Annotated in this window: 18 protein-coding genes; 9 read left to right on the top strand and 9 right to left on the bottom strand. The window is 62.4% G+C overall.

Annotated elements, in window-relative coordinates:
• Positions 1 to 180: 180 nt before the first annotated feature.
• From Q0K02_RS04180 to Q0K02_RS04195, 4 genes are read left to right on the top strand one after another with little or no spacing between them, the layout of a single operon-like run.
• Positions 181 to 1,800 carry a sugar ABC transporter ATP-binding protein gene (locus Q0K02_RS04180; protein ID WP_294485350.1) on the top strand — a complete coding sequence of 540 codons (1,620 nt, stop codon included), beginning with the start codon at positions 181 to 183 and terminating at the stop codon, positions 1,798 to 1,800.
• Entirely contained in the window at positions 1,797 to 2,840 is a 1,044-nt protein-coding gene (locus Q0K02_RS04185) for a hypothetical protein (protein WP_294485351.1), read from the top strand. Before Q0K02_RS04180 ends, Q0K02_RS04185 begins: the two co-directional genes overlap by 4 nt.
• Complete coding sequence (locus Q0K02_RS04190) at positions 2,837 to 3,949, top strand: ABC transporter permease (RefSeq protein WP_294485353.1); 1,113 nt, start codon at positions 2,837 to 2,839, stop codon at positions 3,947 to 3,949. Before Q0K02_RS04185 ends, Q0K02_RS04190 begins: the two co-directional genes overlap by 4 nt.
• Complete coding sequence (locus Q0K02_RS04195) at positions 3,946 to 4,341, top strand: DUF6672 family protein (RefSeq protein WP_294485355.1); 396 nt, start codon at positions 3,946 to 3,948, stop codon at positions 4,339 to 4,341. The genes Q0K02_RS04190 and Q0K02_RS04195 overlap by 4 nt, the downstream gene beginning before the upstream one ends.
• An 800-nt stretch (positions 4,342 to 5,141) precedes the next feature.
• On the opposite strand, the gene ftsY is transcribed toward Q0K02_RS04195, so the two are convergent.
• A complete protein-coding gene (gene ftsY, locus Q0K02_RS04200; protein ID WP_294485357.1) occupies positions 5,142 to 6,791 on the bottom strand; it encodes a signal recognition particle-docking protein FtsY in 1,650 nt (549 codons plus the stop codon).
• A 15-nt stretch (positions 6,792 to 6,806) separates the two neighbouring features.
• Complete coding sequence (locus Q0K02_RS04205; protein ID WP_294485358.1) at positions 6,807 to 8,732, bottom strand: LysM peptidoglycan-binding domain-containing protein; 1,926 nt, start codon at positions 8,730 to 8,732, stop codon at positions 6,807 to 6,809.
• Between the two features lie 305 nt (positions 8,733 to 9,037).
• On the opposite strand from Q0K02_RS04205, the gene Q0K02_RS04210 reads away from it, so the two are divergent.
• Entirely contained in the window at positions 9,038 to 9,775 is a 738-nt protein-coding gene (locus Q0K02_RS04210) for an RNA methyltransferase (RefSeq protein WP_363315661.1), read from the top strand.
• Between the two features lie 387 nt (positions 9,776 to 10,162).
• Here the strand turns inward: Q0K02_RS04210 and Q0K02_RS04215 are convergent, their stop codons facing one another.
• The 5 genes from Q0K02_RS04215 to Q0K02_RS04235 all read right to left on the bottom strand — a co-directional run bounded on the left by Q0K02_RS04215 (position 10,163) and on the right by Q0K02_RS04235 (position 16,069).
• Positions 10,163 to 10,876 carry a YggS family pyridoxal phosphate-dependent enzyme gene (locus tag Q0K02_RS04215; RefSeq protein ID WP_294485360.1) on the bottom strand — a complete coding sequence of 238 codons (714 nt, stop codon included), beginning with the start codon at positions 10,874 to 10,876 and terminating at the stop codon, positions 10,163 to 10,165.
• Between the two features lie 69 nt (positions 10,877 to 10,945).
• Positions 10,946 to 11,887 carry a GTPase Era gene (era, locus tag Q0K02_RS04220; protein ID WP_294485361.1) on the bottom strand — a complete coding sequence of 314 codons (942 nt, stop codon included), beginning with the start codon at positions 11,885 to 11,887 and terminating at the stop codon, positions 10,946 to 10,948.
• Positions 11,888 to 12,001: 114 nt separating this feature from the next.
• Complete coding sequence (gene ybeY / locus Q0K02_RS04225; RefSeq protein WP_294485445.1) at positions 12,002 to 12,361, bottom strand: rRNA maturation RNase YbeY; 360 nt, start codon at positions 12,359 to 12,361, stop codon at positions 12,002 to 12,004.
• 122 nt (positions 12,362 to 12,483) lie between these two features.
• Entirely contained in the window at positions 12,484 to 15,072 is a 2,589-nt protein-coding gene (locus Q0K02_RS04230; protein WP_294485363.1) for an HDIG domain-containing metalloprotein, read from the bottom strand.
• The gene (locus tag Q0K02_RS04235; RefSeq protein ID WP_294485365.1) at positions 15,059 to 16,069 is read right to left on the bottom strand and encodes a PhoH family protein; all 1,011 of its coding nucleotides are present in this window, start codon (positions 16,067 to 16,069) and stop codon (positions 15,059 to 15,061) included. The genes Q0K02_RS04230 and Q0K02_RS04235 overlap by 14 nt, the downstream gene beginning before the upstream one ends.
• Before the next feature lie 513 nt (positions 16,070 to 16,582).
• Here Q0K02_RS04235 and Q0K02_RS04240 point away from each other — a divergent pair.
• The 4 genes from Q0K02_RS04240 to Q0K02_RS04255 all read left to right on the top strand — a co-directional run bounded on the left by Q0K02_RS04240 (position 16,583) and on the right by Q0K02_RS04255 (position 20,898).
• A complete protein-coding gene (locus Q0K02_RS04240) occupies positions 16,583 to 17,701 on the top strand; it encodes a nitronate monooxygenase (protein WP_294485367.1) in 1,119 nt (372 codons plus the stop codon).
• A 244-nt stretch (positions 17,702 to 17,945) separates the two neighbouring features.
• Positions 17,946 to 18,626, top strand: a complete 681-nt coding sequence (locus tag Q0K02_RS04245) for a flavodoxin family protein (protein WP_294485370.1) — start codon at positions 17,946 to 17,948, stop codon at positions 18,624 to 18,626.
• A complete protein-coding gene (locus tag Q0K02_RS04250) occupies positions 18,623 to 19,750 on the top strand; it encodes an MBL fold metallo-hydrolase (RefSeq protein WP_294485372.1) in 1,128 nt (375 codons plus the stop codon). The genes Q0K02_RS04245 and Q0K02_RS04250 overlap by 4 nt, the downstream gene beginning before the upstream one ends.
• A gap of 230 nt (positions 19,751 to 19,980) precedes the next feature.
• The gene (locus tag Q0K02_RS04255) at positions 19,981 to 20,898 is read left to right on the top strand and encodes an AraC family transcriptional regulator (protein WP_294485374.1); all 918 of its coding nucleotides are present in this window, start codon (positions 19,981 to 19,983) and stop codon (positions 20,896 to 20,898) included.
• 398 nt (positions 20,899 to 21,296) lie between these two features.
• On the opposite strand, the gene Q0K02_RS04260 is transcribed toward Q0K02_RS04255, so the two are convergent.
• Complete coding sequence (locus tag Q0K02_RS04260; RefSeq protein WP_294485376.1) at positions 21,297 to 21,941, bottom strand: flavodoxin; 645 nt, start codon at positions 21,939 to 21,941, stop codon at positions 21,297 to 21,299.
• 119 nt (positions 21,942 to 22,060) lie between these two features.
• Positions 22,061 to 22,912 (bottom strand): carboxymuconolactone decarboxylase family protein, encoded by an 852-nt coding sequence (locus Q0K02_RS04265; protein ID WP_294485377.1) that lies wholly within the window; start codon positions 22,910 to 22,912, stop codon positions 22,061 to 22,063.
• Positions 22,913 to 23,013 lie beyond the last annotated feature (101 nt).

Raw genomic sequence — 23,013 nt, forward strand, 5'->3', positions numbered from 1 at the left:
CCGCCCGGGCAGGGGAAAGGCTTTTGCCGTTTTTATTTTTTTGTGCTAAGCTCTTCTCTGCGTTTTTTCTGAAACGCGCCATCCATCACGTCTCCCCCTTCTTTCTCCTTTTTTCCCGATCCACACGTCGGCGGGAGACACATCCTTAGCAAAAGAGGTCCTATGGGCGCAGAAGAACCATTGCTCCGCGTAGAAGGCGTCGGCAAGGCGTACTTTTCCAACCGGGTGCTCAAAAACGTCAACTTCACCCTCGGCAAAGGACGCATCCTCGGCCTTGTCGGAGAAAACGGGGCGGGCAAGTCCACCCTGATGAACATCCTTTTCGGCATGCGCGTCATTCAGGAAACCGGCGGCTATGAAGGAAAAATTCTGATAGACGGAAAGGAAGTGAACTTCCGCAGTCCCATGGACGCGCTCAATGCCGGCATCGGCATGGTGCATCAGGAATTCTCCCTCATTCCCGGGTTCACCGTGGCGGAAAACATCGTGCTCAACCGCGAAACGCTGGTGTACAATCCGCTGGTGGAAGCCTTCGGCGACCGCCTCACCACCCTCGACCGCGCGTCCATGACGCGCCGCGCCGACGACGCCATCGCCAGACTCAACATCGAGCTCGACAGCTCCACCCCCATTTCCGAACTGCCCGTGGGCTACAAGCAGTTCACGGAAATCGCCCGCGAAATCGACAAGAAGGGCACCCGCCTGCTCGTGCTCGACGAACCCACCGCCGTGCTCACCGAAAGCGAGGCCGACATTCTGCTCGACTCCATGCGCCGTCTGGCCGCGCAGGGCATTTCCATCATCTTCATCTCGCACCGGCTCCAGGAAGTCATGAGCGTGTGCGACGACATCGTCATTCTGCGCGACGGCGAGGTGGTGCTCCAGACCACGCCCGCCGAAACCAGCGTGCGCCAGATAGCAAGCGCCATGGTGGGCCGCAAGATCGACCGCGCCGAAGGCGTCGAGGAAGCGCGGGAGCGCTCGAACAAGGTCGTCATGGACATCGAACACCTCTGGGTGGACATGCCCGGCGAAACCGTGCGCGACGTGAACCTCACCGTGTTCGAGGGCGAAATTCTCGGCATCGGCGGCATGGCCGGTCAGGGCAAGCTCGGCATCGCCAACGGCATCATGGGCCTGCATCCCGCGGGAGGAAAGGTCACCTTTCACGGCAAGAACGTGGAGCTCAACAATCCCGTCTCGCCGCTTTCCATGGGCATTTCCGCCGTGTCCGAAGATCGGCGCGGCGTCGGCCTTCTGCTTGAGGAATCCATTGCCTGGAACATCATCTTCACCTCGCTCCAGACGCAGAAGCGCTTTCTCAAGAACTTCGGCCCGCTGAAAATTCGCGACGAACAGGCCATTGCCGAATGCGCCCGCAAGTACATCCGCGATCTGGAAATCAAATGCACCGGCGAAAAGCAGCTCGTGCAGGAACTTTCCGGCGGCAATCAGCAGAAGGTGTGCCTCGCCAAGGCCTTTGAAACCAGACCCAAACTGCTCTTCGTGGCCGAGCCCACCCGCGGCATCGACGTAGGCGCGAAAAAAGTGGTGCTCGACACCCTGAAACGCTACAACCGCGAACACGGCATGACCGTGGTGGTCATTTCCTCCGAACTTGAGGAACTGCGTTCCGTCTGCGACCGCATCGCCATCATCGACAAGGGAGCCGTGGCGGGCATTCTGCCTGCGAGCACGCCTTCCGAAGCCTTCGGCTATCTGCTCATGGGCGCAGGCGCCGCCGAGGCCGAAAAGGCCGCCACAGACAATTCCAACGGTACGGAGGCGGCAAGCGCATGAACCGCATCAAGAAATTCATCGAAGAAGCCGGATGGCCCCGCATTCTCATTGCGGTGTTTCTGGTGATCCTGTTTCTGGTGGCTCCCTTCGTGGGCGTGCCCGTGGACGCCGCCCTCAGCGACACCCTCGTGCGCTTCGGCATGAACGGCGTGCTCGTGCTCGCCATGGTGCCCATGGTGCAGTCCGGCTGCGGACTCAACTTCGGCCTGCCGCTCGGCATCATCGCCGGCCTGCTCGGCGCGGTCACCAGTGTGGAACTCGAAGCCAGAGGCATTCCCGGCGTATTCGCGGCCATGGCCATCGCCACGCCCATCGCCGTGATTCTCGGCTGGGGATACGGACTGCTGCTCAACAAGGTCAAGGGCGAAGAAATGATGATCGCCACCTACGTGGGCTTCTCCTCCGTGGCGTTCATGTGCATCATGTGGCTCGTGCTGCCCTATTCCAGCTCGAACATGGTGTGGGGCTACGCGGGCGTGGGCCTGCGCACCACCGTGTCGGTGGAAGAGTTCTGGCAGCGCGCCATCAGCGACATCGCCGCCTTCAACATCGGCGAATCCTTCTACTTCCCCACCGGCATGTTCCTGTTCTTCCTGCTGCTGTGCGGCCTCATGTGGATTTTCATGCGCACCCGCACCGGCACGGCCATGACCACCGTGGGCTCCAATCCCGAATACGCCCGCGCGAGCGGCGTGAACATCAACCGCATGCGCACCCTTTCGGTCATTCTCTCCACCTGGCTCGGCGCGCTCGGCATCATCGTCTATGAGCAGAGCTTCGGCTTCATTCAGCTCTACATGGGCCCGTTCATGATGGCCTTCCCGGCCGTGGCCGCCCTGCTCATCGGCGGCGCTTCCGTGAAAAAGGCCTCCATCATCAACGTTATCGTGGGCACGTTCCTCTTCCAGGGCATACTGACCATGACGCCTTCGGTCATCAACAGCATGCTGCAGACCGACATGTCCGAAGTCATCCGCATCATCGTGTCCAACGGCATGATTCTCTACGCCCTGACCCGTGTGACAAAGGTAAGATCATGAAAAGCTCGTCCGGCGGCAATGCCGTCACACTCTTCTGCATGCGCAACGCCGTGCCCATCGTCTTTCTGCTGGTGAGCGCCATTGGCATCTACTATTCCCAGTTTACGGCCGAGTACCTGATTCAGGAAATGCTCACCAGACTCGCCAGAAACTCCTTCCTCGTGCTCTCGCTGCTCATTCCCATCATGGCGGGCATGGGCCTCAACTTCGGCATGGTGCTCGGCGCCATGGCCGGTCAGATAGGACTCATCTTCATCAGCGACTGGAACGTCTCCGGCCTGTACGGCATGACCCTCGCCGCCCTCATCGCCACCCCGCTCGCCATCCTCTTCGGCTGGATGTGCGGCGTGGTGCTCAACAAGGCCCGCGGCCGTGAAATGGTCACCTCGTACATTCTCGGCTTCTTCATGAACGGCGTGTATCAGCTCGCGGTGCTCTACGGATTCGGCAGCCTCGTGCCCATCCTGAACCCCGAACTCGTGCTCTCCCGCGGCTACGGCATCCGCAACGTGACCAATCTCGACAACATCCGCGGCTCGCTCGACAACGCCATCGAGCTCGACATCATGGGCATACACGTGCCGCTCGCCACGTTCCTGCTCATCGCCGTGTTCTGCCTGTTCATCGTGTGGTTCCGCCGCACCAAGCTCGGCCAGGACATGCGCGCCACCGGTCAGGATCTTTCCGTGGCCCACGCCGCGGGCATTCCGGTCATGCGCACCCGCATCATTTCCATCGTCATCTCCACCGTGCTCGCCGCCTACGGTCAGATCATCTTCCTGCAGAACGTGGGCACTCTGAACACCTACAACAGCCACGAACAGGCCGGCGTGTTCGCCATCGCCTCCCTGCTCGTGGGCGGCGCCACCGTGGCGCGCGCGTCCATCGTCAACGTGTTCACGGGCGTGCTGCTCTTCCACCTCATGTTCGTGGTGTCTCCCATGGCGGGCAAGTATCTGGTGGGCGACGCGCAGATCGGCGAATACTTCCGCGTGTTCGTGTGCTACGCCATCATTTCCCTTGCGCTGGTGCTGCACGCCTGGCGTCGCCACGCCGACAAGGAACGCGCCCGCGCAGCCCTGCGCGGCGAATCCGGAGGTGCCGCATGAGAGAGCTCCCCAACCGCAGACGCGTCATTCTCAAGCATGTTCTCGTCAACTGCGTGCTTGTTCTGCTGCTCATCGGTCTCGGCGCGTGGTGCTACGTGCAGGGCAAGACCTACAAGCTTTCGCTCGGCAACTACGCCTTCACCGGTCAGGACGGTCAGGAACATCCGGCGCTGGAAGCCGTGGAAGTGTTCATCGACGACAAGGAGCCCGTGTTCCTGCTGGAAGACGACAGCGGCACCGGCGAAGCCACGGGACGACAGCACACCATGGTCATCAAGCTCCTGGACGAAAACGACAAGCCCATCGAAAGCCGCACGCTCAAGTTCAGCGTGGCGGATCTCGACGACGATCTGGACGTGAACGTGGCCGAATTCTGGCTGCGGGCCAAATAACGCTTCGCCGACGGCAAAGCAGAAACGCGGCGTTTTCCCAAAAAAGGAACGCCGCGTTTTTTTGCGCCCCGCGCGCGGCGATGCCGAGCCTGACGTACTGCTCCGAGAGTCAGGAAGCACAGCCCGCGCCCCGGGCGACTTTTCCTGCCCGCTCTTGCCGCGGAGGGGCTTCGCTGCACCACCTTTCCTGCGCCCTCTTCGTCGTGCCGTCTTCCTGATCTTCTTCCTGACCGTCTCCGTTGCACCGTCGGCCTTCGTGCGACACCTTGCACCGACGATTTCCCGCCCGCGCATTGCAGACTTCCTCACGGCTGCGCCCTTGCCGCCCTGCCGCATTTGCCGAATGCTTCCCCGCCGCTCATGCTGCTCCTGCCCGGCAGAACGCCCGTCTCTCCCTTCTCCGCAGGCCGGGGACATTCTGCGGAACTTCCGCCATGAGCACGCCGTCCACAAAGCCGTCCCGCCTGCCGCAGGTCATCCGCCCGCAACGCCCGGCCTCTTGCGCCGTCGCCTCCGCCGATACGCCGTCGCGTCGCCCCGAGCCTCCCGCAAACGCGCTTCCCAAAGACTCGCCCGCGCACGTTCCCGTCGCGCCATCCGAAAGTCACCACCAACGCGTCTCCCGTTTTCAACGTCGCGCCACGCAGCAAAGTCTGCCGCCAAAAGTCCGCAAACGACAAACTCCCGCCCTTCGGCGCTTTTCCCTCAACACCGCCGCAGGGCGAAAAAAAAGGGGGGAATCATCCCCCCTTCGTGTCATCGCTTTCAGCGCGTCGCAATCCACGATTGCGCGGCAGGAACTATTCGTCTCTGCCGAGCAACGCACGCGCAAAGTCGTGCGGATCGAACGGACGCAGATCCTCCATTTTTTCGCCGAGGCCCACAAAGGTGATGGGCAGCTCGAACTGACTGGCCACGGCCAGCGCCACGCCGCCCTTGGCCGTGCCGTCGAGCTTGGTGAGAATGATTTCGTTCACGCCGCTCGTGTCCTTGAACATCCTGGTCTGCTGGAGCGCGTTCTGGCCCGTGGTGGCGTCGATGACGAGAATGGTGCGGTGCGGCGCTCCGGGGAGCTTGCGTTCCACCACCATGCGAATCTTGTGCAGTTCGTCCATGAGGTTGGACTTGGTGTGCAGACGTCCGGCCGTGTCGATGAACAGCACGTCGTAGCCGCCCTGCATGGCCTTGTCCATGGCCTCAAAGGCCACGGCCGCCGGATCGGCTCCCATGCCCTTGGCGTGGAAGTCCGCGCCGATGCGCCGGGCCCACACTTCAAGCTGTTCCACGGCCGCCGCGCGGAAGGTGTCGGCCGCGGCAATGAGCACCTTCTTGCCCTGCATCTTGGCCCGATAGGCCAGCTTGGCAATGGTGGTGGTCTTGCCCACGCCGTTCACGCCCACCATGAGAATGACTTCCGGCGGATTCACCGCGGCGATGCGCCGGGGCGTTTTGAAAATGGCCTCCACTTCCTGTTCCAGCAGAGGCATGAGCCCGTCGGGCGTGGTCACGCCCTCCGCGCGGGAGCGATCCTTCAGGCGACGCACCAGGGCCAGCGAGGGCTCCGCGCCCATGTCGGCCATGATGAACAGCTCTTCCATTTCGTCCCAGAATTCCGCGGTGAGCTCGGTATGTCCGGCCATAAGCGCGGAAAGCCCCTGTCCGAAGCGGGCGCGGGTGCGCGCAAGACCGTTCTGCAGCTTGGCAAACAGCCGGTCGCGTTCGTCTTCCTCGTCCTCCATGTCGAGGGCAAGGGCCAGACGATACTGAAGTTCCGAACGGAAGTCCTCCAGCCAATGATATTCCATGCGGTCGAGCCAGCCGCGGAAGTCGTCCAGAAACTCGCGGGCTTCGTTTTCCGGAGTTTCCAGCGCGCGGAGCAGAAAGGCAAGGCGCTTCCACAGAAGGTCGTCCGCCTCCTCCACGCCGTCCAGCACCACGGCCAGCCACGCGGAAAGCTTGGGCTCCGCCTGACGCAGCGCCAGCGTGAGGGCTTCTTCCTCTTCGGAACGCGCCGTCGGCGCAGCGGCAGACGCCGCCTCGTCCTTCGTCCGGGCCGCGGCCTCAGCCTTCGGCTCCTCGCGTTCAGCCGTCTTTTCCGGCGCGGCATCGGGCGTCGGCGCTTGTTCAGCTTCCGCAGCTTCGGCAGGCTCCGCCGTCTCTTCGACTTCGGCGTCTGCCTTCTCCTCAGCAGGCTCGCTTTCGGCCATTGCCGGAGATTCGGCCTCCTGCGCTTCCGGCGCTTCTTCCGAGGCCGGAGCGCCTACAGACGCTTCCTGCTCCTCCGGCTCCTGCGTTGCGGAAGGCTTGGCTTCTTCCTGCTCCGATTCAGCCGGCTTTTCTGCGACAACCTGCGCCGCCTCGTCTTTGGGAGTCTCGGTTTTGGCGGCGTCGGCCTCTCCGGCGTGACCTCCTCCGGAGAAAAACTTTTTAACGGCGGAGAAAAATCCCATGCTTCACCTCTGCTCCTACTTATTGCGAATAACCTTGACGGTATCGCCCACCTTGACGCGGGTGGACTGATCCATGCCGTTGAGAGCCAGAAGCTCCATGGGCTTCATATTGAACTTGCGGGAAATGCTCCACAGCGTTTCTCCGTTCTGCACGCTGTATTCGGCAATGCTGCTCGCGCTTTTGCGCGCGGGAGCCTGCGCCTGAACGCGCCGCGCGGGAGAGGCCTGGCGCGTGTTGTTCTGCGCCACGGCGGTGGTCTTTCCGGCGGGAATCTTCAGCACCTGGCCGGGCGAGAGACTGCCGAGGGCGTCCGCGCCGCCGTTGACGGCGGCAAGTTCGGCAAAGCTGATGTTGTACTTGCGGGAAATGGCGTAGGCGGTTTCGCCGGACTGCACAGTGTGCGAGGCGAGGCTCGGCGCGGAACGCCTTGCGGGCGCGGAACGCCTTGCGGGCGCGGACCTGGATGCCACGGCGACGGGCGCGGAAAGACGAATGACCTGCCCCACTCTCAGGGTGTCCAGCTTGTCGGCGCCGCCGTTGGCCGCGTACAGATCGTCGAGATCCATGTCGTACTTGCGGGCGATGGCCGTGAGCGTGTCGCCGCTCTGCACCTTGTAGGTGGCGGGCACGCTGCGCACGGAGGAACGGCGTCCCTTGAGCTCGGCCAGCGCGCTGGAGGCGTGATCGCCGCCCTTCGACGCGCTCACGGACGTGCGGCGGCCGGAATTGGAAGCGATGGCCGTGTCGCGCGAAGGCGCGGCGGGCACGACGGCGGGGAGATTTTTGCCGTTGACGGGCAAACGCAGCTGACTGCCGCGCTTCAGCGATCCGGGATTGAGCTGTTTGATGACGGAAGCGGGCACGCCGGTGCGGGAACTCACCTTGGCGTAGGTATCGCCGCGGCGCACGGTGTAGTAGCGCCAGCCGGCTCCGGAAACCGTGCCGCTCAGCACGCGTCTGGCAAGAGCTTCCTTGTTGCGCGGCACGTACGCGGTGGACGTGCGTCCCGCAGGAGAGATGGAGCGCAGAAAATGCGGATTATAGGCCTGAAATTCCTTCCAGTTCATGCCGAGGCGACGGCTCAGTTCCACAAGGTCGGTGGCGGATCTGACCGATACCGGAGACACGGGAAGCAGCACGGGATGCTCGTCGTCGGGCGAGGAAGGCTGAAGTCCCAGCGTTTCGGCGTTGCGCATGATCTTGGAAATGGCAAGGAAGCGGGGCACGTAGAGCGCCGTTTCCTCGCGAAGCTGGAGCTTGTAGTCGAGGGTGTCGTTTTTCTGAATGATTTCGTGGAGCTTATTGGCTCCCGTCGCTTCCTTGGCGCGGCCTATCTTGCCTTCGCCGCCGTTGTAGGAAGCCACGGCGAGATGCCAGTCGTGGAAAATGTCGTAGAGGCGGGCGAGGTAGCTTGCCGCCGCTTCGGTGGAGCGGTACGGATCGCGGCGTTCATCCATCCACCAGTCCTGACGCAGGCCGTAGGAACGGCCCGTGGAGGAAATGAACTGCCACATGCCCACGGCGTTGGAGCGGGACACGGCCATGGGATTGTAGCCGCTTTCCAGATAGGCGAGATAGGCGAGATCTTCGGGGAGTCCGCGTGAACGGAACACGCTCTTGGTGTAGTTCAGATAGGGAATGCTGTTGCGCAGGAAGTTTTCCATGGTTCCCCGGCGTTCGCGCGAGTACTTCACGAAGTGATAGCGCACCTGCCGTTCCATGCCCGGGCTCAGATTTCTGTCCAGCTTGGAGGTGCTGGAATACGCCTTTTTCTCGGCGGAAGTGAGGGAGGAAAGAGAACCCAGATCCACGGCTTCCTGCCGGGCTTGGGACGCCAGCAGGTCCGGGGATTCCACCGTCTGCTGTTTGCCGCAGGCGGAAAGCATCATCAGCACTGCCATTCCCGCAAGGGGAAGGCAGCACAGTTTGCCAATTTTCATGTCAGCGCTCCATCATGTGGACTTGCATCTCGAACAAAAGCAGGATACCAGCCAGAGAGCACGTTGCAAAAACATGCCCCGAAGGCCGAAAAAAACACATGCCCGCAGACCGGAAACACGTCGGTTTTCCAGAACAGGCGGGCGACCGGGGAAAAGAAACAGGAATGTTTCCCGCGACCTGCTCCCAATAAGGGGCAAGAATACCTTGAAAAGGGCGGAGATTCAATCGGCCGCGACCGCCCCATGCCCGATTTTTTAACGTTATCCAGCGGAAATAACTTATAATGACGACGACTGACAAAGATATGGAAAATTTTTTGCCGGGCATGAAGCCCGTGCTGGAGCTTCTGGAACGCGAGCCGGAGAGGGTGGACATGGTGTATGTGCGCAAGGGACGCGCCAGCGCCGAAAGTTCCCGTCTGCTTGATCTGTGCCGCGAGTACGGCGTGCGCTTCTCCCTTGTGAACGACGACACGCTCTCGCGCATGGCCGCCCATGCGGGGCATCAGGGCGTCATTGCGCGCCTGCGCGACGCCGCGTTCACGCCGTGGGAAACCTTTCTGGAACAGGCCGCGCACGCGCCGCTGCCGCTCATGGTGGCGCTCGATCAGGTGCAGGATCCCGGCAACGTGGGCACGCTGGCCCGTACGCTCTTTGCCATGGGCGGGGCCGGACTCATTCTGCCGAAGCACAACAGCGCCTTTCTCGGCCCCGGCGCCCGTCGTTCCGCCGCCGGCGCGCTGGAACGCCTGCCCATCACGCAGGTGGTCAATCTTTCCCGCGCAGTGAAGGAAGCCCGGGAGGCAGGATTCGTGACCTGCGCCGCGCAGAAGGTGGACAACAGCGTGAATCCGCTCACGGAAAAGCTGCCGCTGCCCGCCCTGCTGGTGCTCGGCAACGAAGACAAGGGCGTGCGCCCCGGCGTGCTCAAGCACTGCGAATGCAGCCTGTGCATTCCCTTCCGGCGCGAGTTCGACTCCCTCAACGTGGCGCAGGCCGGAGCCATTCTCATTTCCTGCTTCGCGCGCTCGCTGGAGCTCTGACGCCTGCCCGCCCTTTCGGGCAGCTCTGCGGACGCGTCCCTCCTTCAATTGGGATGTTCCCCGCGCGTCCGCGCCCGGCGGCATAGCGCAAGAATAAAAGAAAGAAACAGCGCCGCTCTTCCCGTGCGTCCGCGCCCGGCGAGGGCCTCAAACATTCCCGAGCATGCCCGGTTCCGGCGGCAGCGCCGCCCGGCTGCGGCAGACTCCACGCGATCGGAGAAGGCGTTCCCCCCCGCCTCTTCCACGTCAAACCTCCACGACGCCGGGGCCCGACGCCGCCCCGTCTTTTCAAAACACCAAACGCCGCCCGGACACCTCGTCCGAACGGCGTTTTTTCATTCGTTCACGAAGCGGCAGCCCGGCGGATCGCCGCGCCCCGGCACAGCCCTACATCTTCACCGGACGCGGGCCGAAAATTTCCGTGCCCACGCGGATGATGGTGGCTCCTTCCTCCACGGCTTCGCGATAGTCGCCGGACATGCCCATGGAAAGCTCGGGCAGCGGCAGACCGAAGCGACGCACCATGTCGTCGCGCAGTTCGCGCAGACGCGCAAAGTACGGCCTCGCGGCTTCCCCCTCGCCGCAGCGGGGCGGCAGACACATGAGGCCGAGCACCCGGAGTCCGGGCCCTTCGGCGCTTATGAGATCATCCTTCAGAAGCTGCTCAAAAAGTCCGGCCAGATCGGCGGGATGCACGCCGGATTTCTGCGGCTCCTCGCCGATGTTCACCTGAATGAGCGCGTCCTGCGTTGCGCCTTCCGGCAGACGGCGCGAAAGGGCGCGCGCGAGCTCTTCGCGATCGAGCGTGTGCAGCAGCGCAAAGCGGCCGGCCACGTCCTTGGCCTTGTTGGTCTGCACCGGGCCTATGGCGTGCCAGCGGATGTCGAGATCCGCAAGTTCCGCCTGCTTGGCGCGGGCTTCCTGAATGTAGTTTTCTCCGAAATCCTTCTGGCCGAGACGGCACAGCTCGGCGATGTCCGACGCGGGATGAAATTTCGACACCGCCACAAGGCGCACGCTTCCCTGTTCGCGTCCGGCCCTGCGCACGGCTTCGGCCATGCCGTCCAGCACTCCTCTCCAGCGTTCTTCCAGCAATGTCATGTTCAATCCTTTGCCTCTGAGGCGCAATCTTCGGAAAAAAGGGCCGCCCGGAGGCGACCCTGAAATCCGCTATTCGTTTTCAAATCCGAGGTCGTGGAGCAGTTCGGTGTCCTCGGCCCAGTTGTCCTTCACCTTCACCCACAGCTGCAGATGCACCTTGCCGCCGATGAGCTTCTGAATGTCCCGCCGGGCTTCCGTGCCGATTTCCTTGATGGTGGCTCCCGCACGACCGATGACCATGGCCTTGTGCGAAGGACGCTGCACGAAGATCACCGCGTGAATGACGGTAAGATCGCGTTCCGGATCCTCCTCCCAGGCCTCGATGTCCACGGCGGTGGTGTACGGCACTTCCTGACGCAGCCGCTCAAACACCTTTTCGCGCACGATTTCCGCAGCGAGAAAGCGCGTGGGCGCGGTGGAAAGCTGATCCTCCGGGAACTGCGAATCGCCCTCGGGCATCATGTTCACGATGATCTTCTTGAGATCGTCGAGTCCGTCCTTGGTCAGGGCCGACATGGGGAAGACTTCCGCCTTCGGGAAATATTCCTGAAGCGTCACCAGAAGCGGCAGCATGCGGGACTTGTCATGGAACAGATCGACCTTGTTCACCACCACGAGCAGCGGACGCTCGTCTTCCGCCAGCGCGTCGCGCAGCGACTGGATGTCGCGTTCGAGAAATTCCGGTCTGCGGATGTAGAGCTCGGAATCGAGCACCAGCATCACGGCGTGGGCGGCGGCCATGCTCTGCCACGCGGCCTGACTCATCATCTTGCTCAGATGGCCGCGCTGCTGCTGACGCGAGTGGTTCACGCCGGGGGTGTCCATGAAAATGACCTGCGCGCCCGGTTCCGACATGATGCCCACCACGCGGCTGCGCGTGGTCTGCGGCTTGGAGGTCACGATGCTGATCTTCTGACCCAGCAGAGCGTTGAGCAGCGTGGACTTTCCGGCATTGGGCGGGCCCATGAGCGCCACCCAGCCGCAACGGTGTTCATTCTGTATTCTGGTCATAATGTCTCCGGTATGTATGATGTATGCGGACGCCTTCCCCCTGCGGAAGAAGCGTCCGTCTGATGTCGAAAAGGATTTTTCAGCTTGTACTACGCAGGGCTGAACGTCAAGAGTCTATTCCCGCGTCTCTGCCGGACGCGGACAGGATTCTTCCAGATACTCGCAGAACGCGTCCATCTCCGGGCCGTGATCGAAACCCGAAATGTGTCCCATGCCGTGCGCGAGCAGGCGTCTTGCGTGCGTTTCCGGGTCCTGACCGTAGAGCACGCATTCGCGCTCCAGCGTGTCGGCGCTGAGAAAAAGCGTGCCGAGCTCGCCCGCTTCGCCGGGAAAGCTCAAAATGTTGGTGGGGCCAAAGCAGCCGAGATTGCGGAGATTCACGGAAGCGATGTCGCCGTCGCCCGCCACGATGAGCTGCACGGGAAGCTCTTCCGGGGCAACGCTCGACCGTTCGGCCGCGCGGGGCCCGTTCATCTGCCCGGGAAGCATGCCCGCTTCGGCTGCGGCCGCGCGCATGGCGGCAAGCCACGAGAGCCATTCCCGCCGGCAGAAGCGGCACGGACGGCGCATTTCCACACTGAGACCGGTCAGAAGGCTCATGCGTCCTTCTCCGGGCTGTCCGCGCCTTCTCCGTCGCCCGCCGCAGCTTCGCCCCCCGCGGCGTTGCCGGGGGCCGATTCATCGCCGGGGGCCGGGGCGTCGCACGATGGCGCATAGCCCGCCGCCGCGCTGCCCGATGCCGCGCTGCCGGAAGTCGCGTTGCCTTCCGGGGCAGCCTTGGCGGTCGCTCCGCGGTCGCAGGGCCTGGCGCATGCCGCGGCACTGCCGCAGACGCCCTGCTCCGCCGCGCGCTCCGTCTGCGCTCCCTTCTCCCGCTTTTCCTTCGCGCGGCCGGGTTCGATCACCCATTCCGGACGCAGCTCCTCGGCTTCGTCCTTGCGGCACTCCTCGTTTTTGCGGCCGTTCTTGTGGGGATCGGGCTTTTCCTCGGGGTAGGCGATGCGCTGATGAAAAAGGCCCGTGATGCCGCGCACGAAGCTGTCGATGAGCTTGTTCAGGTCGCGGAAGGTCAGGTCGGATTCATCGAGCTGCCCTTCGGCGTACACGCCCTTCACTATCTTGGTGACGTGGGCCCGGATGCGGGCGGGCGTGGGATCGACCAGCGTGCGGCTCGACGCCTCCACGGAGTCGGCCAGCATGACGATGGCGGCTTCCTTGCTCTGCGGGCGCGGGCCGGGATAGGAATAGTCCTGAAGGCGCGGATTTTCGCCCATCTGCTGGGCCTTGTTGTAAAAATACATGGCTCCGCGCGTGCCGTGATGCTGCACGATGATGTCGGTGATCTCGCGGCCGAGGTGATATTCCTCCGCGAGTTCCGCGCCCTGCTTGACGTGGGAGAAGAGGATGAGCGCGCTCATGGCGGGCGAAAGCTTGTCGTGCGGATTGGGGCCGCCGAACTGATTTTCCACGAAATATTCGGGGCGGGAAATCTTGCCGATGTCGTGATAGAGCGCGCCCACCTTGCACAGCAGGCTGTTGGCTCCGATGGCCGCGGCTCCGGCCTCCACGAGATTGGAGACCACCAGCGAGTGATGATACGTGCCGGGCACCGTCATCATGAGCTCCTGAAGCAGCGGATGTTCCAGATTCATGAGCTCCATCATGCGGAAGCGGGTGGTGTAGCCCATGAGCATTTCCAGCACGGGGCTGAGAGCGAAGAGCAGAAACAGCGAGCCCACGGCGTTGCACGTGAGCGCGAGCAGCAGGAAGGGAAGCTGCGCCCATTCCAGATGGATGAACAGCGCCGCGCCGACGCCGGTCATGAGCATCCAGATGAGCAGCGGAACGCTGCCCCAGACCACGTCCTGCCTGTTCTGCGCCCGCAGCACAAGCCAGGTGTTGGTCATGGACGACATGAAATAGAAGAAGAACAGCGCGATTTCGCCGCGAAAAATGACCGTGGCGAAGAACGAGAGCACGAGCCCCACGGTGCAGTAGCGGCGCGCGGCGAAAATGAGCGCGGCCATGCCCGTGCCGCCCGCCACCGGGAAGGCGAAGGCCAGCACGTGCGCCGTGGAGGCCGAAGCCGCCTCCACCAGAACGTACATGGTACACCACGCCGTGCCGCCGAAAAACACGAGCAGCAGCGCAATAAGGTTCTGATCCTTGGTGCGCAGCACCGTGCCCTTGTTGCCGCTCGGCGTGATGAACAGGCCGAGCAGCAGGAAAAGTCCCAGCACCACGCAGCCGCCGAACACGTGCCAGTCCACCACGCCGGGAGTGGCGCGGAAGAGCGCCTGCAGCTTTATCTGCTGTTCGTGGGTCACCATGTCGCCGGCGCGCACCAGCACTTCGCCGGGCTGCACCTTGTAGAACACGGGCTCCACGGCGGCGAGCATTTCCTCGTTGCGCTGACTGGTCACTTCCTGATTCACGGCGAGCGAAGGCACCACCATGAGCGGCATGACTTCCTGAAGCACGACCTTGGCCCGGGAACTGAGCTTGTCCTCGGCGCGCAGTTTGCGCCCCAGCGCCACCTGGAACGAACGCAGATCCTTGAGGCCGCCGGCCTGCGTGCGCAGCACTTCCGTGCCGCTGTCCAGATCGCGCACGATGACGGCGTTGTCGGTGTTGGCTATCTGACGCATGTCGGCGATGACGCCGTTGGACAGCGTGGACTCCATCCACGGAATGAGCGTGCCCAGAAGATATTCCTGCACGTAGGAGGCCGTCAGCTGCCGGAAGGCGGAAGCCGAAACGTCGGAGAGATGCCGTTCGTTGAAGGCGCGGCGCACGTTTTCCAGACCGGCGTTGTCCAGTCCGCGCTTGTTGATTTCGTCGATGAGTCCGAGACTTTCCTCCCGGAAGCTCTCGATGGCCTTCTTGTCGATGTCGAAGACCATGGGCTGGAGCGCCAGCGCCCGATCGCGGCGCAGCTGCGTGGCCTGCGGATCCTCCACGAGCAGATCCCTGTCGGAAACCACGTCGTGCGCGGCGATCTCTCCGGCGGGATACACCACGCGGGCCGTTCTGCCGGGCTGGATGGCGCACAAAAGAGAAATGAACACCAGCGCCGCCGCCAGGGACAAAAGTCCCCAGTCGTGGTGATGGTGCATGAACATGGAACGGGAATGTCCCCAGAGCTGGGAAACGCTTACCGGAGAAATCTTCCTAGTTTTTTTCATAAATATCGTAAGCTTCCACGATACGGCCCACCAGCGGATGGCGAACCACGTCGGAGCTGTGGAAATGATGGAAGGCCACGCCCCGCACGCCTTCGAGCACCTTCAGCGCATGCACGAGTCCGGAACGGGTCTCCCCTTCCTTTTCCCCTTCCCTCAGAAAGGCCCTGTTCACGGGAGGAAGGTCTATCTGCGTCACGTCGCCGGTGACCACCACGCGGGAACCGAAGCCCATGCGGGTGAGAAACATCTTCATCTGTTCGCGGGTAGTGTTCTGCGCCTCGTCGAGAATGAGGAAGGCGTCGTTGAGCGTGCGGCCGCGCATGAAGGCCAGCGGGGCCACTTCGATGACTCCGGCCTCCTGCTTCTGGGCAAAGCCCTGCGGCCCGAGCATGTCGCTGAGCGCGTCGTAGAGGGGACGCAGGTAGGGGTTCACCTTGTCTTCCATGTCGCCGGGCAGAAAGCCGAGCTTTTCTCCGGCTTCCACGGCGGGTCTGGTGAGCACTATTTTCTTCACGCGCTTCGCGGCAAGCATGGAAATGGCCATGGCCACGGCCAGATAGGTCTTGCCCGTGCCCGCGGGGCCGGTGGCGAACACAAGCTCGTTGCGGCGCAGAAGTTCCATGTACTGCCGCTGCGCCGTGTTGCGCGCCACGATGCTCTTGCGCGGAGACACGATGACGCTCGCCTCGCGGAACATCTTGCTGATGTCGGCATGGGGATTGCGCAGAAGCTCCTCATAGCCCTGAAGAAGATCTTCGCCCCGCAGCGTATGTCCGCTGCGCAGAAGTCCGTACCCCTGCGTAAAAAGATTGAGCAGCAGTTCCCGCTGCGCCGGGCGCGGGTCGCTCACGGTAAGTTCCGTGCCCCGCGTCTGCAGATCCGCGCCGGAAGCGTCGGATATCAGTTCCAGATGGGCGTTCAGGGGGCCGAAAAGCTGACTGGCCAGACCGGCGTCGTCGAAGGCCAGCGTTTCCGCATAGGACGATTTCACACGCATATCCTGTTTTTCCGTTGCGCCGCGGGCCGCGCCCCCGGCATGGTTTTCTTCCTTACGCCAAAACAGGCAAAGAGTCCACAGCCGCCGAAATCTCCCTCGAACCCGTCAGTTTTCCTTGCGTTCCCCGGCCGGCACGCGTCTTTTTTCCCGCCCGGACGACGTTATTTTTTTGTTCCGCCGCCCGAGCCGATCCGACACAAAAGAGACTTCGTTGTCACATTCATGCAACAAAGAGTCCCGCGGGCGCTTTTTCCCGAACCGTCGCGCCGGAACGACTGTTTAAAGCGCCGAAAAAATTTTTCCCCTCTTGTTTTGAAAATAACGGCGATTTTATAACTAACCCTTTGAACTGACGACTTTTAACGCTTATCCGGTAATAACTGTTATTTTTCTTCCCCCCTTGTCATAAAAGAAAACGGGTTTTACTATAGCGCCGCTCTCCAGGAAGAGCCCTTTATTATAACGAACGAACAGTTCCGTCTCCTTCGTCGGAGACCGGAGGTAAGGTTTTTCATGTCTTTCCCCGCGTTGAAAATCGGTGATCTGGTCGCCCGCACGCCCATCGTTCAGGGCGGCATGGGCGTCGGCATATCTCTTTCCAAACTGGCGTCCGCCGTGGCCAACGAAGGCGGCATCGGCGTCATCGCCGGAGCCATGGTCGGCATGCGCGAGCCCGACGTGGCTTCCAATCCCGTGGAAGCCAACGTCCGCGCCCTGCGCCGCGAAATCGAAAAGGCCCGCGCCGCCACCAGGGGCATCATCGGCGTGAACATCATGGTCGCGCTCACCACCTTTGCCGAAATGGTGCGCACCGCCGTCGAAGCGCGCGCCGACGTCATTTTCTCCGGCGCCGGCCTGCCCATGGATCTGCCGAAAATCTTTCTCGACGCCTGCGCCCAGAAAAAGGAAGAATTCCGCACCAAGCTCGTGCCCATCGTGTCTTCCGGCCGCGCCGCCACGCTCATCGCCAAAAAGTGGATGCACAAAACCGGCCTCGTTCCCGACGCCTTCGTGCTCGAAGGCCCCAAGGCCGGCGGTCATCTCGGCTTTTCCGAAGAACACATCTTCGACGAGGCATTCTCCCTCGAACATCTGGTCTCCGGCGTGGTCGACGCCGCCAAGGCTCTGGAAGACAAGGCCGGACGCGCCATTCCCGTGATTGCGGGCGGCGGCGTGTTCAGCGGCGCGGACATCGCAAAAATGCTCTCGCTCGGCGCCTCCGGCGTGCAGATGGCCACCCGCTTCGTGGCCACGGACGAATGCGACGCGGACATCCGCTTCAAGCAGGCCTACGTGGACGCAAAAGAAGAAGACGTGACCATCATTCACAGCCCGGTGGGCATGCCCGGCCGCGCCCTGAACAATTCCTTCATCGAGGCCGCGCGCGAAGGCAAGCGAAAGCCCTTCAAGTGCGTATTCCACTGCATCAAGACCTGCGATCCGAGCACCACGCCCTACTGCATTTCCTCGGCGCTCATCAACGCCATGAAGGGCAATCTCGACAAGGGCTTCGTGTTCTGCGGAGCCAACGTGGCCCGCGTGAAGAGCATCGTTTCCGTTCACGAACTCATGGAAACCCTGCGCAGGGAATACGATGAATGCCTTGCCCAAAAGGAATCCGCCGCCGGATGATTCCGCATTTCCGGCGTTCCGCCGCGCGTTCCCAAAACGACGGCGGAACGCTCCTCCTGAGCAGAAAACGCCGCCTCAGAGACGGCGTTTTCCTTTTAAACGGCAAAACTTCCGCAATTCTCCACGCCCTGACAGAATCAGGCAATTAATCGAAAGAATAGTATCTATCCTGACCGTTTCATGAACGTTATCGTCAGTGAAACAACGCGGGCGACCGCCCCCGTCGCCGACGCACGGAGGAATCATGAACCGGCGAGACTTTCTCAAACGCTCTCTCATGGCCACGGCTGCCGGAGGTCTGCTTCTCTCCGGCGCGGCGTCTTCCCTTTCCGAAGCGCGCGGCGCAGAACCCGACAAGGAGAAAAAGATGAAGATTCTCGTTCTCACCGGCAGCCCGAGGGAACACGGCAATTCCAACACGCTGGCCGATCACTTCATCAAAGGCGCGCAGGAAGCCGGGCACGACGTGTTCCGCTTCGACGCCGCGCAGAAAAGCGTCCATCCCTGCATCGCCTGCAACAGCTGCGGCATGGACGGCCCCTGCGTATTCGATGACGACGACTTCAGTCTCGTGCGCGAGCACATCGTTTCCGCCGATCTCGTGGCCTTCGTCACGCCCATGTACTACTTCGGCATATCCGCCCAGCTCAAGGCCGTCATCGACCGCTTCTACGCCATAAACGGCTCCATCCACAGGCCGAAGCAGGCCGTGCTCCTCATGACCTACGCCAACAACTCAAGGCGCGACGAAAGCCCCATGCTCACGCACTACGAAGTGCTGCTGGACTACCTCGGCTGGACCGACGCCGGACGCGTCGTCGCTCCCGGAGTGTGGACCGAAGGCTCCATACGCAACACGCCCTTCCCCGAAGAAGCCTACCGCCTCGGCAAAGGACTGCGCCTTCAGAAAGAGAGCGCGCTATGAAACGACGCGCCTTTCTCGGCATGATGGCGGGAGCCGCCGTTGCGGCGGGCGCAGGCGGCGTGTTCGCCTTTCTGCGTCAGGAACAGTTCGGAGCCCTGCCCGAAGGCGAAGACATGCGCCGCATTCTGCGCTCGCCGCACTATGCCGACGGAGCGTTCCACAATCTCATTGAGCGCCCCGTGCTCAGCGACAACAGCACCTTTGCGGGCGCGCTGCTCCGCTCTCTCGTGGAAGAGCGCCCCAATCCCGCGCCTCCTGCGCCGGTTCCCTCCAAAAAGCCCGACCTTCTCTCGCGAGACCGCTCCGAAAACTTCGTGGTCTGGCTCGGGCATTCCAGCTTTTTCCTCCAGATGGGCGGCAAACGCCTGCTCATCGATCCGGTGTTCAGCGATCACGCCGCGCCGGTCTCGTTCAGCACTCGGGCCTTTGCCGGAAGCACGCCTTGCACGGCGCAAGACATGCCCGACATCGACGCCCTGCTCATCTCCCACGATCACTGGGATCACCTGGACTACCCCACGGTCACGGCGCTGAAAACGCGCGTCGGTCTTGTCGCGTGCGGACTCGGCACGGGCGCGCATTTTCGGCGCTGGGGCTTTGAGCGCGAGCGCATCTGCGAGGCCGACTGGGGCGACGACATCGACCTGAACGGCGTTCGCATCCGCTTCGTCACGGCCAGCCACTATTCCGGCCGCACCCTCACGCAGAACAAGACCCTGTGGACCGGCTTCATGCTGGAAGCACCGGGCTGCCGCGTCTTCTTCAGCGGCGACAGCGGCTACGGCCCCCACTTCGCCGACATCGGAAAAAAGCTCGGCGCGCCGGATCTCGCGCTGCTCGACTGCGGACAGTACAACGAGCGCTGGAAGTACATCCACATGACGCCGGAAGAGGCCGTGCAGGCAGCGCAGGATCTGGGCGCAAAGGCGCTGCTGCCCGCGCACATCGGCAAGTTCGCCCTGGCCTATCACCCCTGGGACGAACCGTTCCGCCGCGTGACGACCGCCTCGCAGGGAAAGGCGTTCCGTCTGGTCACGCCGATCATCGGCGACGTCGTGTCCCTGGCGCGACCTCTGCCGGAATTTCCCCGCTGGTGGGAAGCGCTGGCCGCCCGGCAGGCCTAGCGGAGCGCTGCGAAGGCGCGGGGCGCTGCGGAAAAATTACGCCGGGCTCAGGCGCGGTGCGGACGCCGACGCGGATCCCCTCTCCCGCCGGAAAAGGGCCGCCGAAGTCAGGAGGCTATCTTGCCGTCGCAACGAGGCGCGCCCGCCGAAAGAGCTCCGGCAAAGCACAGTCTGCATCGAGCGCGCCGGGCCGGAAAACATTTTCTTTTACTCTGGCGGAGGTCATGCCCATGTCGGAACAGCTGCAACGGATCAGGCAACTGCAGGAATCGCTGAAGGAAAACATGCTCCGCTATCTGGAGTCTCCCCAAAATTTTGCCACGGCCGTGGAGGGCTTTCACCTCGTCCGCCGCGAAGACGGCGGCGCGCCGGAACAGTGCTTTGAAAAGCCCCTCGTCGGACTCGTGGTGCAGGGCACGAAGCATTCGATCATGGCCGGGCAGGAATACGTCTATACGGAGAACCAGACCGTCGTGGCGGGCGTGGACATGCCCATTGCGTCCTACGTGGTCAATCCCACGCACGACCATCCGTTTCTCTTCGCCTACCTCTATCTGAACAAAAAAATGCTCTCCTCCCTGGCCCTGGAAATGAAGGACGCACTGCCCGAAAGCGACGAAGAAAGCGTCGGCGTTTCCGTGGCCGATGCCGACCTCGACATCATGGAAATGTTTCTTCGGATTATCGAGCTTCTGGAAAAGCCCGAACAAATTCCCGTCCGCGCGCCCATGATGCTGCGCGAACTGCACTATCTTCTGCTCATCAGTCCGCACGGCCCGCTGCTGCGCCGTCTGAACACGCCGGGCACGCAGAATCATCAGGTCATGCAGGCCATCAGCTGGATACGGGAAAACTACAAAAATCCGCTGAAGGTGGAATCGCTGGCCAGGCAGGTGAACATGTCCGCATCCAATCTGCACCGTCACTTCAAGCTGCTCACGGGGCTGAGTCCGCTGCAATATCAGAAGCAGCTTCGCCTGTACGAGGCCCAGCGCCTCATGCTGATGGAGCACGAACGCGCTTCCAGCGCGGCCCTCAGCGTGGGCTACGAAAGCGTGACGCAGTTCAACAGAGAATACAAACGGGTGTTCGGCGAGCCGCCGCTGCGCGACATGAATCGCCGCAGGACCATGTCCGGCCTCTCCTGACGAAGGCGCGGCCACGCAGATCGCGTCGGAACCTCAAGCCCCGACGCCAAAACGACGCGCCCGCCGCGCCGACGACAAAAGCCGCGAGGGCAAGCGGCGCTCGTGATCCAAGGAAGCGTCCGAAATAAAGAACTTGCGCCTGCTAAGAGACCGCCCTGCGGAAAAAGCGAAGCCCGAAGCAAAAACACGCAACGAACGACGCGCAAAACAAAAGCTCAAACGCTGTTCCTGCAAGCGGGACGATACTCAAGGCAAAAGCGCCTCCCCGCGACAAGTCGCGAATTACGAAATCGAAGACTTCTCCCTACCACCACGACAAAGGGCGGCCCTGAAAGCCGCCCTTTCCGTCTGCGCAGTGCTACGCTCTCCGCTCCCCCACAGAACCGGAGAGCCCGCGTTTATCCGGCCGTCTTGAAGCCCAGACCGTTCAGCCATTCGTTCACGTCGTCGGCCGCGCCGGACACGCGGGAGCCGCGCACCTCGAAGCCCTCAAGCATGCGGGCCTGCGGGCACAGCGTTTTGAGATCTCTCTCGCTGCGTCCGAAGCGGCTGCCCTCGTGGGTGCAGAACGGAATGACGGTCCGATTGCCGAGATCGTACTTTTCAAGCAGCGTGAAGAACGGCATGGGCAGCGTGCCCCACCAGTTCGGATAGCCGATGAACACCGTGTCGTAGCCGTCCAGCGAAGGCAGTTCCGTGGCAATGGCCGGACGGGCGTTCGCCTCCTGCTCCTTCTTCGCCTCGTCCACCACGGTATCATAGTCTTCGGAATAGGGCTTCACGGTTTTCAGTTCCACCATGTCGCCGCCCACGTGCTCGTGAATGAATCCCGCAAGACGACGCGTGTTGCCGCTATGAGAAAAATACACGATCAGCACCTTGCCTCCCGCTTCCGCGGCCAGGGCCCGCGTGGAAAACAGCGCGGGCGCGGCCAGCGCAGCGGCCCCCAGCGCAAGAGTCTTCAGAAAAACGCGTCTCGATGCGACGCCGACCTCAAGAGAACACATGTCTGCCGACACGCGGCGATCATCAGAGTTGCTCACAATCGTCTCCTGTTCATGACGCCGGGCTCTCGCCCGGCGGAAAAAATGTGCAGACCAAGACCACCCCGCTCAACTGCGGGATCCTCAGTCAGGCGAAAAACGCCTTTTGTCGGAAAAAGCTACTTGCCCGCGGCCGGAGCCACGGCGTTCACGCAGGCCAGCGCGTTCAGCGTGCGCGGAAATCCCATGTAGGGCAGGCTCTGCGCGAGCGCGTCGATCAGATTCTCGCGGGTGTTGCCCACGGCAATGTTGCCCTGCACATGGGAACGCACCTGGGAATCGCATCCGCCGAAGGCGCTGATGATGGAAAAGGTGAGAAGTTCGCGGGTCTTCAAATCCAGCCCCTTGCGGGTGTAGATGTCGCCGAAGCAGAAGGCGGAAAGATAGTTCTGCACCACGGCCTTCTGATCCTCGGTGGCGGCCTCGTGCATTTTGTCGATGCCCTCGCCGAAAATGGACTTCTGCACCGCCAGACCGTCGGCGTAGCGGGTCTGCTCCGTCACGGTGCTCTGCTTTTCCAGAGGCAGGGCGATCTTATGTTCCGCAAACACTTCGTTCATCAGCTTCACGGCCGCTTCCGTGCGGGGAAAGCCGATGTAGGGCGCACACTGATACAGCGCTTCCCGAATTTCCACGGGCGCTGCGCCCACGCGCAGCGCGGCGTTCACCTGCGTCTTGAAGTCGTCCAGCGTCTGACCGGCGGTCAGCACCACCAGCGTGACCAGCATGCGCTGCTTGTCGCTCAGCGTGCCGTGATCCATGATCTCGCCGTAGAGGAGCCTGTCGCGCATGGCGGCAAGATCGGGATCCGTGGCCGCCAGAGACGACGTTGTGCTTCCGAGAAACTTCTGCATGTTCCGCGCCGTCGCATCCACGCGTCCTGAGCTCTGGTCCGGCGCGGCAAGGGCCACGGAGGAAGACAGCATCAGGCCCGCAACAATCATCGCACCCAGAGAAACGGCTTTCTTCATAAAAACTCCCTTGCCCGGCAACTATGAGCCGCGGCGTCTTTTTGTTGTTTGTGCCTCAATCATATCAGGCCATGCCCAGGCCGCCAGATACATTCCTCTTG

This window comes from uncultured Mailhella sp. (assembly GCF_944324995.1).
In the GTDB taxonomy this organism is placed as follows: Bacteria; Desulfobacterota; Desulfovibrionia; order Desulfovibrionales; family Desulfovibrionaceae; genus Mailhella.